The organism is Streptomyces sp. NPDC029138, assembly GCF_055564375.1.
The window spans coordinates 29,494-43,281 of record NZ_JBVHWM010000024.1 but is presented as its reverse complement, the minus strand read 5'-3'; the positions used below and the strand labels follow the sequence as shown (position 1 = coordinate 43,281).

The following is a 13,788-nucleotide window of genomic DNA, read 5'->3' as shown; positions in this document are numbered from 1 at the left end:
GGTGGATTCCGCGAGGGGGGAGGAAAGTCATGGTCCAGCGTTCCGACTCCGGCCTGCGACAGTCTCGCGCGTCCATTACGGAGAACGTCGACCGCATTCTGGGGGAAATACTTCCGGGCGATTCCGCTCCGCCGTCCGGTGTTCCGCTCCGGGCTCTCGGAATGACCTCCCTGATGACCACTCGGCTGTGGTTCGAGCTGCGCCGGGAATGGGGCGTGGATATTCCCGTGCAATGGCTGGGTTCGTGCCGGGGCACCGTGGATCTGGTGGCGCGGATAGCCGAGGAAATCACCGGATCGGCGGAGCGCGGCGCGCGGTCCCCGGAACGGGACGAGCCGTCCCCGGCCACGGCCGCGGTGGAGCCGGACGATGATGAACCGTTTCCCCTGACCGATCTCCAGCAGTCCTACGTCCTCGGCAAGCAAGTCGCCGGCGACGACACCATCGGCTGCCACCTCTACCGCGAGTTCGACGTCCCGGACCTGGACGCCGAGCGGATGGCCGAGGCGTGGCAGCGCGTCGTCGCCCACCACGCCATGCTGCGGGCGGACATCTCCGCCGACGGCACCCAGCGCATCCGCCGCACCCCGCCCGCGCACAGGCCCACGGTCCACGATCTGACCGGCGCCGCCCCCGAGGACGTCACCGCGCACCTCGCGGCGGTGCGCGCCCGGATGTCCCGCCTCTGCCATCCGCTGGACGGCGGGCCGCTCTTCGGCGTGGAGATGACCCTCCTGCCCGGCGGACGCGGCACCGTGCACCTGAGCCTGGACGCCCTGCTCACCGACGGCCACGGCCTGGAGCTGCTGCTGGACCACTGGTGGCGGTGGTACGAGGACCCCGCGCACACCGTCCCGGCGCCGCTGACCAGCGTGCCGGAGTGCCTGCGCCTGCTGCGCGCGGAGGAGGGCACGGAGGCGTACCGGGCCTCCCTGGACTACTGGGCCGGGCAACTCGCCGACCTGCCCGGCGGTCCCGACCTCGGTGCCCTGCACGGCGCGGCACGTGACGCCGGCGGGGGCACGGACAGCGGCTGCCGGCCCCGCCGGTCCCTGACCGGCCGGCTCCGCCGCCGCACCTGGCGCGCGGTGCGGGACACCGCGCAGGCCTGGGAGGTCTCCCCCACCGCGCTCGTCCTCACCCTCTTCGCCGAGGCCTTCGCCCGGCTCGGCGCCCGCGGCCCGTTCTCACTGGTCCTGACGACCAATCAGCGGGCCCGGCTGCCCCGCGAGGCGGACGACCTGGTCGGCCCGTTCACCTCGACCGCCGTACTGCCGGTGCCCGACACCCTCGGCGAGAGCCTGCGCGACGCCGCGGTGCTCCTGCACACCCGGCTGTGGGAAGGGCTCGGGCACACGGGTGTGTCCGGCATCGCCGCGCTGCGCGAGCGGCGCTCCGGCAGGCGCGGCGCTCCCGTGCCGGACCTGCCCGTCGTCTTCACCAGCCTGCTGGACGCCGTACCCGCCGACCGGCGCCCGGACGGCCTCGCCGCCCGTACCTCCTACGCCACGAGCCAGACCACCGGCGTCGCCCTGGACCACCAGATGTGGGAGCAGGACGGCGAACTGCACTACCGGTGGGACGCCGTCGAGTCCCGCTTCCCGGCCGGCGCGCTCGACACGCTGTTCGCGCTCTTCTCCAACGCGCTGCACGCGCTCGCCGGCGGCACGCCCGAACCACGGCCCCTCAACGAACTCCAGCAGGCGTACGCCGTACCGCGCGCCGTCAGCGGGCCCGCCCCGTGGGACGGCTGCCAGGTCTACCACGCCTTCCACGTCGACGCGCTCGACCCGGACCGGCTGGAGACAGCCTGGCTGCGGCTGGTGTCCGCCTATGACGTGCTGCGCACAGTCGTCACCGGGGACGGCCGGCTGGCGGTGTCGCCCGAGGCCCCCGAGCGCTGGCACATCCCCGTCGTGGACCTGTCCGACTGCGCCGACCCGGACGGCTACCTCGGCTCCCTGCCCGAACTCCTTGTCGGCCGGGCGTTCCCGCTGGGCCGGAGCCCGCAGGCCGACCTGCGGGTCACCGTGCGCGACGGCGAGCCGGCCACCGTTCACTGCGTCATCGACCTGACCATCGTGGACGGCCGCAGCATCCACTTCCTCTACCGGGAGCTGTTCCGCCTGTACGCGGACCCGGCGGCCACCCCGGAGCCCGCGGAACCGTACGCGGCCTGGGCCGAGGAGCAGGGCCGGCTCGCCCGGTCCCCCGAGCTGCCGCGCTGGACCGCCCACTGGCGTGACCGGATCGCCGCGCTGCCGCCCGGCCCGGACACCGGGCGGCAGCGCGGGGAGAGCCGGCGCCGCACCCGGCTGGAGACCAGGCTGCCCCACTGGCCGGAGCTGCGCGCGGTCGCCGAGGCCTCCGGTGTCCGTCCGGACGACCTGCTGCTGGCGGCCTTCGGCGAGGCTCTCGCCCGGCACTGCGCCCCGCCCTTCGCCTTGCCCGTGGTCCGCTGGACGGACGCCACCGCCCGCTACCGGCCCGGCGAGTTCACCAAGCTCAGCTGGGTCACCCGGGACACCTCCGAGCTGTCGCTGACCGAGCGTGCCGCGGCCTACCGGCGCACCCTGGACGCCGACATGGCCGCCGACGCGGTGAGCGGACTGACCCAGCTGCGCCGGCGCGTGCTCAAGGAGCGCCGCTCAGGAGCGTTCGACCTGCCCGTCGTCTACACGGGACTGCTGGCGCTCACCGACCAGCCGCTGCCCCCCGGGGTGCGCTCCGGCCGCTGGCTGACCTGTACGCCCGATGTCTCCGCCGACTGCGTGTGTATCGAGGAGGGCGACGAGCTGCGCGTCCACTGGGACGTGGTGTCCGACGACTTCCCGGACGGCCTCCCGGAGCGGTTGTTCGAGGACTTCCAGAACGTGCTGGCCGCCGTGGTGCGGCCGGAGGGCACACGGCCGGCGGCCGGCCGGCTCGACCCCGCCGAGCGCCACCGGATCCTGTACGAGTGGAACGACACCGCACGCGCGTTTCCCGACCCCGGACCCGTGCACCTGCTGTTCGAACGGCAGGCGACGCTCCGCCCCGACGCCGTGGCCGTGCGCTGGGCGGGCGGCTCGCTGACGTACCGCGAGCTGAACCGCCGGGCCAACGGCATCGCCCGGCGGCTGCTGGCGCTGGGCTGCGCACCCGAGACGGGCGTCGGAATCGCGCTGCGGCGCGGCCCCGACCTGGTCGCCGCGGTGTTCGGCGTGCTCAAGGCGGGCGGCTTCTACGTGCCGCTGGAACCGTCGCTGCCCGAGGCGCGCGCCCACACGGTCATCGAGGAGGCCGGGCTCGGCCTGCTGGTCACCGGTGCCGGCCGCTCCTGGACGGTACCGCCCGGAGTGACCTGCGTGGACCCCGGCGAGGCCACCATCCCGGACGCCGATCCGGACGACGACCCGGAGCCCGTCGCCACCTCCTCCGCCACGGCCTACGTCATCTTCACCTCGGGCAGCACGGGCAAGCCCAAGGGCGTGGCCGTCGCCCACCGGCCGGTGCTCAACCTGCTCGACTGGTGCCGCCGGACGCACGGTTTCGGCCCTGGCGACCTCGGGCTGTGCGTCACCTCGCTCGGCTTCGACCTGTCCGTCTTCGACCTGCTGGGGCTGCTGGGCCTGGGCGCGGCGGTGTACCTCGCGGACGAGGCCCAGCAGAAGGACCCCGAGCTGCTGCTCGACGTCCTGCTCACCGAACCGGTGACCTTCTGGAACTCGGCGCCGACGACGCTCGGCCAGCTCGCCCCACTGCTCCCGGGCCGCGCCGGCCGGGAAGGCCGGGACCGGCTGCGGCTGGTGTACCTGAGCGGCGACTACACCCCGCTGCCGCTGCCGGACGAGATCCGGGGCTTCTTCCCCCGCGCCCAGATGGTCAGCCTGGGTGGCGCCACCGAAGCCACCGTGTGGTCCAACTGGTTCCCGATCGGCGGGATCGACCCGGCCTGGCGGAGCATCCCGTACGGCCGTCCCATCGACAACGCCCGGTACCACGTCCTCGACGAAGAGCTGGAACCCTGCCCGGTCGGGGTCGAGGGCGACCTGTACATCGGCGGCGAGTGCCTGAGCCTCGGCTACTTCGGCCGGCCCGACCTGACCGCGGAACGCTTCGTACCGGACCCCTTCGGCGACGATCCGAACGCCCGGCTCTACCGGACCGGGGACCGCGCGGCCTACTACCCGGACGGCAACCTGAACTTCCTCGGCCGGGCCGACGACCAGGTGAAGATCCGGGGCTTCCGGGTGGAACCGGGCGAGATCGAGTTCCGGCTGCGGGAGCACCCCGGGGTGAAGGACGCCGTCGTCCTGGCCCGGCCCGACCCGGCCGGCGCCCGCAGGCTGATCGCGTACGTCGTGCCCGGCGGCGACGTCCCCGACGTGGCGGAACTGCGCCGGCACGCGGCCGAGTCGCTGCCCGAGTACATGGTGCCGAACGTGGTGGCGTTCGTGGACGGCTTCCCGGCCACGGCCAACGGCAAGCTGGACCGCGGCGCACTGCCGTGGCCGGTCGCCCCGGGCGACCGGCTGCGGCTGCTTCCCGGAAGCCGGGGCACCGAGGCGCCGGCGGCGGCCTCCGGGACGGTGCGCACGCCCGGCCCCGGGGCCGTGGAGACGCCCGAGTCGCCGGCGCGGCCGGAGGGTGCGGACGGTGCCCGGCTGACCGAGCGGATCGCGGCGATCTTCGCCGAGTACCTCGGCACGGCGTCGGTGAACCCGGAGGAGGACCTCTGGGACCAGGGCGCGACCTCCTTCACGATGGTGCAGGTCTCCGCCGCGCTCCAGCGCGAGTACGACCGGCGGGTTCCCGTCTCGGTCCTGCTGGACGAGCCCACCGTGGCGGGAGTGGCCCGCAGGGTGGCCGCCGAACTCGGGCTCGCCGCCGGGGACACGGCACCGTCATCCACTGCTCCGCGACGGCCCACGGAGGGCGTGGGCCGTACGGGCGAGGTCCCGCGTACGACGGCTGAGGAGCCGGCCGGTACGGCCGTGGCGGCGGACCGGGAGCGCCCCGGGGTCGTGGAGTTCTTCTCCCGGGAGGAACGCGACGCCTTCAAGAAGGCCGCCTGGAACCTGCGTCGCCCGGGCCCCGGCGAGCAGGTCGTCCCCCTCGCCCGTCCGGCCATCGCCGCCGAGCACTACCGGTGGCGCGCCAGCCGCCAGGACTTCGCCGGAGGGCCGCTGTCCCACCCGTCCTTCTGCAAGCTGCTGGGGCTCCTGGCCGAGACCGAGGTGGACGGCCGGCCCCGGCGGCTGTACCCGTCGGCGGGTGCGACGTACGCCGTCCAGGTCTACGTCCGCGTCCGGCCCGGCGGTGTCGAGCAACTCGCGCCCGGCCTCTACTACCACCACCCGGTCGAGCACGCGCTCCACCTCGTCGCGCCGGACCCCGAGGCCGGACAGGGCCGGGCGGCGCACTTCGTCCACAACCGGCACCTCTACGACCGCGCCGGCTTCGAACTCCTGCTGTTCGGCCAGCGCGACGGCATCGCCCCGCTGTACGAGGACGCCGCCGACCGGTATCTCGCCCTGGAAGCGGGCTACCTCGGCCAGCTGCTCATGCTGAGCCAGGCCGCCTGCGGTGCGGGGCTCACCCCGGTGGGGGGCATGGCCACCGAGCAACTGGCCACCCATCTCGGGCTCGACGACGGTCACGTCTTCCTTCAGAGCTTCCTCGGCGGTCCCGCGCCGCACCCGGAGCACGTCGCGGCCACCGGCGAGCGGCCCTTCCTGGCAGCCGGGCCCGTCCCGGCGTCGTCCGCTGCGCCCGAGCCCGTGGGCAGCGCCGAGATCGCCGTGACCGCGGTCGCCGGGCACTACCCGGGCGCCGACGACCTCGACGCCTACTGGCGACTGCTGAACTCCGGCGCGCGGGCCCTCGGCCCGGTGCCCGGGACACGACGCGGCCAGATCGCCGCGGGCCGGGCGAACGACCCGCACGCCTTCGGCGGCTTCCTGCCGGACGTCGACCGGTTCGACAGCCTGCTGTTCCATGTGTCGCCGCACGAGGCACGCCTGCTGGACCCCCAGTCACGGCTGCTGCTCCAGACGGTGTGGGAGTGCCTCGAGTCGGCGGGGCACACCGCGGGCTCGCTCACCGGCGCGGCGGGGCGCGTCGGTGTCTTCCTGGGCGCCATGTGGCAGGACCACCAGCACACCGGCGCGGACGCATGGCGCGCGGGCGAACCCGCCCTCGTCTCGGCGACCGCGTCGGACGCGGCCAGCCGGATCTCGCACTTCTTCGGCTTCGACGGCCCGAGCGTCGCCGTGGACACCTCGTGCGCCTCCTCGCTCACCGCGCTGCACCTCGCGGTGGAGTCCCTGCGCCGGGGCGAGTGCGGGGCCGCCGTCGTCGCGTCGGCCAGCCTGCTCACCCACCCCTACCACCTCGAACTCCTCGCCGAATTCGAGCTGTTGGCCCCGGCCGACAGTGACGGCGCGTTCGACGGCGACCGCCCGGGCTGGCACCCCGGAGAGGGCGTCGGCGCGGTGCTGCTCCGCCCGCGGCCGGCCGCCGAGCGGGACGGGGACCTCGTCCACGCCGTCATCGAGGGCACCCGCAGCGGGCACATGGGCGGGGCGGGACGCTTCGGCACCCCGGACGCCGCGGCGCTCGGCGCGTCGGTCGCCGCGCTGCTCGCCGCGACGGGGCGCACCCCGGCCGACGTGGACTACGTGGAGTGCGCCTCGGCCGGCGCGGTCCTCTCCGACGCCGCCGAGGCGGAGGCTCTGAACGCGGTGTTCGCCGCCGCCGGCCGGACCAACCCGGTGCCGATCGGGACGGTCAAACCGAACATCGGGCACCTGGAGGCCGCCTCCGGCCTCTCCCAGCTCACCAAGGTGCTGCTTCAGATGCGGCACCGGCGCCTCGCGCCGACCGTCCTCTCGGCGAACGGCAGCACGCTGGTCGACTGGCCGACGACGGCCCTGCGCCCGGTGACGACCGGCACCGCCTGGACGCCGTCCCGGGGCGGCACCGGCCCGGTGCGGGCCCTGGTGAACGCCATGGGCGCCACCGGCTCCCACGCCCAGGTACTGCTGCGCTCCGCCGACCTGGCCGGGAGGCCGGCCAGGGAGGACGACTCGGCGGCGGTCGCGGTGCCGGGCGGCACGGCGGTCCCGGTGCTGAGCGGTACGGCGTGGCCCCCCGCGGAGCCCTACGTCGTACCGCTGTCCGCGGCCACGACGCCGCAGCTGGCGGAGGTGGCGACGCGGCTGCGTGATCATCTGGATGCGGCGCTGCGGGCCGGCACCGCGCCCGCGCTCGCGGACATCGCCTTCACCTTGCGGACCGGTCGCGTCCCGCTCGCCGAGCGGACCGTGCTGGTGTGTTCGGACGTGCCGGAACTGATCGAACGGCTCGACGCGTTCTGCCGGGGCGAGGGTGTCCCCGCGCCCGCCCAACCCGTGGCCGCCGCCTGGGTGGCGGGCGAGACGGTGGACTGGTCCGGTGTCCTGCCCACCGGCCCGGGGCGCCGGATCGCGCTGCCCGGCTACCCGTTCGCCTCCGACCGGCACCGTCTCACCGAACCGGCGACGGAGCGCGGAGAGACGGCCGGCGCCGGGTCCGCCGGCGCGACCGGGGACGGCCACCGCCCGGGGACGGGGCCGGACGTCGACCGGGCGATCGCCTACCTGACCGGGCTGTACGCCGAGGTGTCCGGTGTTCCCGCCGAGCGGATCGGTGCCCGGACCCCCCTGGAACAGTACGGGCTGACGTCGTATCTGGTCGCCCGGCTCAACGCCCGGCTGGAGGAGGACCTGGGGCCCGGGATCTCCCGCACCGTCTTCTTCGAGCACCGCGACCTCGCGGGCGTGGCGAGCGTCCTCGCCGGGCTGCCGGGAGCGCCCTGGCGGGAGGCGGGCGACCAGGACCGGGCGGCCGGGTTCCCGGGCCCGGGCGCTCAGGGTGCCGCCGCGGCCCCTCTCGCCTCCCGGACCGGCGCGGTGCCGTCACGCGGGGGCGGGGACGACGCACGCATCGCGGTCATCGGTGTCGCGGGCCGCTATCCGGACGCCCCGGACCTGGACGCCTTCTGGCGGAACCTGCTGGACGGGCGGGACTCGATCCGGCCGTTTCCGGAGGAACGGCGACTGCCCGGCTGGCCCGCCGAGCTGATGTGGGGGTCGTTCCTCGACGGCGTCGACCTGTTCGACCCGCTGTTCTTCGGCATCACGCCACGGGACGCCGCGCTGATGGACCCGCAGGAGCGGCAGTTCCTGGAGGTGGTCTGGGAGACGCTGGAGGACGCCGGCCATCCGCGCCGCCGGCTCCGGGACGCCCACGGCTCGCGTGCCGGTGTCTTCGTCGGCGCCATGTACAACGAGTACCCCCTGTTCGGGCGGCCGGCCACGACGGGCCGGCCGGACGGTCCCGCCACGGGCTCCGCGCTCGCCGGCATCGCCAACCGCGTCTCGTACTTCCTCGACCTCAACGGCCCCAGCATGACCGTCGACACCATGTGCTCGGCCTCCCTCACCGCCCTGCATCTCGCGGTGCAGAGCCTGCGCCGGGGCGAGTGCGAGGTGGCGATCGCGGGCGGAGTGAACCTGTCGCTGCATCCCAACAAGTTCGTGCAGCAACGGCAGTTGGCGATGGACTCCAGCGACCACCGATGTCGCAGCTTCGGCGCGGACGGTGACGGCTTCGTGCCCGGGGAGGGCGTCGGCGCGGTGCTGCTCAAGCCGCTGGAGCGGGCCGTCGCCGACGGCGACCGCATCCACGCGGTGCTGTGCGGCACCGCCGTCAACCACGGCGGGCGCACCAACGGTTACATGGTTCCCAACCCGGTGGCCCAGGGTGAGCTGGTCGCCGCGGCATGGCGGGACGCCGGGGTTGATCCCGGCACGCTCGGGTATCTGGAGGCGCACGGCACCGGCACCGAACTCGGCGACCCCATCGAGATCAACGGCCTTGGCCGGGCCTTCGCCGCGTCGGGCCTGGCACCGGGCAGTTGTGCCATCGGCTCGGTGAAGTCGAACATCGGGCATCTGGAGGGCGCGGCAGGCATCGCCGGGCTCACCAAGGTGATCCTCCAGCTGCGGCACGGCACCCTGGTGCCCTCGCTGCACGCCGACCGCCTCAACCCGCACATCGACTGGAGCGGCACGCCGTTCCGGGTGCAGCGCACGGCCGCGCCCTGGCCGGCCCGGAACCCGTCGGCGGGGCCCCGGCGGGCGGGGATCAGCTCGTTCGGCGCGGGCGGCAGCAACGCGCACGTGGTCGTGGAGGCGTACGAGCCGCGTGCGGGGGCCGGTACGGGCTCTGCCGTGCGCCTGGAGCCGTACCGGCTCCAGGGGACCGCGGTCGACGAACCGTCGGCGCCGGAGCTGGTGCTGCTGTCCGCCACCGACGAGGAGCGGCTGCGGGTGTCGGCCGCCCGCCTGGCCGCGTTTCTGCGCGCCGAGGCCGCCGCGGGCCGGCCGGTCGCCCTGCGGGACGTGGCCCGCACCCTGCTGATCGGCCGCGAGGCGCTGCGGGAGCGGGTCGCCGTGGTGGCATCCGGTACGGACCGCCTGGCCGCGCTGCTGGAACGGTTCGGGGCCGGCGCCGACGCCGACGCGGCGGACGCGGAGCTGGTCCACGGCCGGGCCCCGTCGCCCGGCATGTACGAGCCCGAGGTCCGCCCGTTGGAGGGCCCCCTCGACGAACTCGCGCGGCACTGGGTGCGGGGCGGCGAGATCCGGCCGCGCGGCGGCGTCGAGCACCGGCCGCTGATCGGGCTGCCGGCCTATCCGTTCGCGCGGACGCGCTGCTGGGTCTCCCAGGAGAGCAGCCGCCCGACCACCCGGGCCGCCGCACCACACGGCACCGCCACCGACACCGGCACCGGCACCGGCACCGAGACCGAGACCAGCGCACCGCACCGGCACACCGACACCACCCCCGACCCGGACGGCCGGGCCGCCCCACCACACGGCACCCAACCCCGCACCAAAGACCGGCCCAACGCACCGCACGGGCACACCGAAACCGACACCGACCCGGACGACCGGTCCACCCCACCACACGGCACCCACCCCCGCTCCGAAGCGCGGCCCAACGCACCGCACCGGCACACCGACACCACCCCCGACCCGGACGGCCGGGCCGCCCCACCACACGGCACCCACCCCCGCTCCGAAGCGCGGCCCAACGCACCGCACCGGCACGCCGACACCACCCCCGACCCGGGCGACCGGTCCACCCCACCACACGGCACCCACCCCCGCTCCGAAGCGCGGCCCAACGCACCGCACCGGCACGCCGACACCACCCCCGACCCGGGCGACCGGCCCACCCCACCACACGGCACCCACCCCGGCACCGAAGCGCGGCCCAACGCACCGCACCGGCACACCGACACCACCCCCGAACGGGACGACCGGTCCGCCCCGCCACACGGCACCCACCCCCGAACCGAGGACCGGCAGCCCTCCTCGTCGCGTGCGGACACCGATGTCCGGCTCGTGCGGCTCCACACCCGGGAGTGGGTCAGGGCCGACGGTGAGGGGACGTGGACGGTGCCCCGGCAGGGCGTGGTGGTCTGCGCGCACCGGGACGGCAGCCGCGACCTCGCCGAGGCGTGGGCCCGGCGCTACGGCCGGGACCGCGTGGTTCTGCTGGGCGAGCGGGAGTTGACGGACGAGCGTGCCGCCGAAGCGGCCGTGGACGCGATTCTCGGCCGGGGCGACCCGGTCGTGGGCTGGCTCGACCTGTGCGCCGTGGACCCGTCGGGTGACCGGGACGCCTGGGTGCCGCGCCTGGCCGGCCTCCGGCGGCTGCTGGACCGGCGGCCCCGGCAACGGCCCGACGGGGGGCTGCGGGTCGTCCAGGTGGTTCCCGGGCTGTACTCAGCCGAGGGACCCGCCCCGGAGCCCGCCGGTGCCCGGCTGGCCGGTGTGGTGCGGATGCTCGGCGCCGAGCTTCCCTGGGTGCACGCCACCGTCCTCGATCCGGGGCCGGGCACCGGCCCGGACGGCACGGCCGAGGAGATCGACGCGGAGTGGCGGACCGCCGACCCCGCGGGCGAGGTCCGGCACCGCTCCGGGGTCCGCCAGTGCCCGCGGCTGACCGCCCTGCCGGACCCGGCAGCGCTCCCGACCGGTCCGCCGGACACGGGCCGGGTCCACCTGGTCACGGGCGGCACCCGGGGCCTGGGCGCGCTGGCGGCCCGTCACCTGGTCTCCCAGGGTGCCCGGCGGATCGCCCTGCTGGGCCGGCGGCCGCTTCCGCCCCGGCACGAGTGGAGCCGTACGGACCTGGCTCCGGACACCGTGGAGGCCGTGGCGAACATCCGGGAACTGGAGCGGCTCGGAGCCCTGGTGCTGGTGCACGCCGGGCCGCTGGACGCGGACGACCCGGCTCTGGCCGGATTCCTGGACTCCGTGCGGCACCAGCTCGGACCGATCGCCGGTGTGCTGCACTGCGCCGGTCTGGGCGGCCGGGGCGGGCCGGCGCTGCTGCGCAAGACGGCCGACGACATCCGCGCCGTTCTGGCACCCAAGGCGGACGGGCTCGACGCCCTGCTCGCCCTGTGCGCACAGGACCGGCTCGACTACTTCGTGGCCTTCTCGTCCATCGCCTCCGCCGTACCGGCGCTGGGTGCGGGCATGGCCGACTACGCCGCCGCCAACGCGTATCTCGACGCGACGCTCGGCCGGCTCGCCGAGGCCGGGCGCACGGCCTTCCGGGCCGTCAACTGGCCGGTGTGGCGCGAGTCGGGTGCCGGCGCCGCCCGTGCCGCAGCGCCCGCGCGCCTCGGGATCGGGTCGCTGTCCGACGCCGAGGGACTGGCGGTACTGGACCGGGTGCTCGGCGGGGTACCGTCCGGCAACATCCTCGTCTGCCCCGTGGAGGAGGAGGCACGACTCGACACGCACGCGTTGCTGCGGGCCAACCGGGCGGTACCGCACACCACGCAGGCCGAGGCCGCGCCCGCGTCCGCGTCCGCGTCTGAGGAGCCGCTGCCCTGGCTGGTCCGGATCTTCTCCGAGAGCCTCGGCATTCCCCCGGAACGGCTCGATCCCACGGCCGAGTTCGGCGATCTCGGAGTGGAGTCCGTCCTGCTCGCGGAGCTGGTGGAGCGGATCGAGCACCACCTCGGCCAGGACGTCGAACCGAGCCTGCTCCTCGACCGTCCGACGCTCACCTCGCTCAGCGCCCACATCCGCCTGCGGTGGCCGGGGCGGGCGGGTACGGGGGACGAGCGGGTGGAGGCGCTGGACGAACTGTCCGGCCGAGCCGCCCCGGCGGTCCGGGGCGCGGCCCCCGTCGAGGGCCGGGGCGACGAGCGGATCGCGGTCATCGGCATGGGCTGCCGGCTGCCCGGCGCCCCGGACCCGGCGGCGCTGTGGCAGCTGCTCCGGGACGGCCGCTCGGCGGTCCGGGAGGTGCCGCCCTCCCGCTGGGACGTCTCCCGGCTCTACTCACAGGTACGCGCAGCGGGCCGCAGCATCAGCAAGTGGGGCGGCTTCGTCGACGACATCGAGGGCTTCGACCCCGACTTCTTCGGCATGACCGACACGGAGGCCCTCTGCCTCGATCCGGCGATCCGGATGGTGATGGAGACGTCCGCGGCCTGCCTGCGCGACGCCGGCTACCGGGACGACGAGCTGAAGGGCCGTCACGTCGGTGTGTTCGTCGGCGCGCGGATGTCCGCGTACCGGCTCCGGCTGGGTCCGCGCACGCCGGAGTCCGGCCTGGGCGGCGACCAGAACTTCATCGCGGCCAGGCTCGCCCAGCAGTACGACTTCCGCGGCCCCAACCTGGTGGTCGACAGCGCCTGTTCGTCCGCGCTCGTCGCCGTGCAGCTGGCGTGCCGCAGCCTGCTCGCCGGGGAGTCGGAGGTGGCGCTGGCCGGTGGCGTCGAGGTGCTGCTCGACGAGGAGCCGTATCTGGAGTTCAGCTCGGCGGGAGCGCTCTCGCCGCGGGGGCGGTGCGCCGCCTTCGCCGAGGACGCGGACGGCTTCGTACCCGGCGAGGGCTGCGGTGTACTGCTGCTGAAACCGCTGGCCCACGCGCTCCGCGACGGCGACCGGGTGCACGCGGTGATCAACGCCGTGGCCGTCGGCAACGACGGGCGGACCATGGGTCTGACCACCCCGAACCCCGCCGCCCAGGCCGACGTGGTGCGCCGGGCGCTGGAGCAGGCGGGCGTGCGGGCCGACGAGGTCGGCATGATCGAGGCCCACGGTACCGGCACGGCGATCGGCGACCCGATCGAACTGCGGGCGCTGACCGACGTGTTCCGGAGCGTCACGGACCGCACCGGGTTCTGCGCGATCGGCAGCGTCAAGTCGACCATGGGCCACCTGCTGAGCGCGGCGGGCATCGCCGGGCTCCTCAAGGTCCTGCTGGCGCTTGAGCACGGGACCGTCCCGGCCACCCTGCACTGCGCGCGGGCCAACCCGCGCTTCGACTTCGCCGGTTCGCCGTTCTACCCCAACACCGACGGCCGCGCGTGGAGCGGGCGGCGGGTCGCCGGGGTCAGCGCCTTCGGGCTGGGCGGCACCAACGCGCACGCAGTGGCGACCGCGTTCGACGAGGCCGAGCGGGGCCGGCGCCCGGTGCGGCGCACGCCGTTGCCGCCGCCCGTGTTCCGGCGCCGGAGGCTGTGGCTGGAGCGGCCGGACCCACCGGCCGCCGCTGACCACGGCCTCCCCGGCCCGCACGACAACGGCGACCACAACGGCGGGAGCGGTGCCGGCCTGGTCACCTCCCTGCTGGACCTGAAGTTCTCGTGACCGACGCGACAACCAGCCCCGCCCACGGGGGCGACACCAGCCCGGCTCTGCCCGAGGCACACCCAAGGAGAGCCTC

1 protein-coding gene is annotated in these 13,788 nt (G+C 75.2%); it reads left to right on the top strand.

Annotated elements, in window-relative coordinates; translation table 11 throughout:
- Window positions 1-173: 173 nt before the first annotated feature.
- On the top strand, window positions 174-13,712 hold the full coding sequence (locus tag ACZ4WH_RS20300) for an amino acid adenylation domain-containing protein (protein ID WP_468182275.1): 13,539 nt from the start codon (window positions 174-176) through the stop codon (window positions 13,710-13,712).
- The last annotated feature ends 76 nt before the right edge of the window (window positions 13,713-13,788 follow it).

Excerpts from the sequence above, each read along its gene's own strand:
- ACZ4WH_RS20300 (WP_468182275.1), top strand. The coding sequence starts at position 174 with ATGACCACTCGGCTGTGGTTCGAGCTGCGCCGGGAATGGGGCGTGGAT.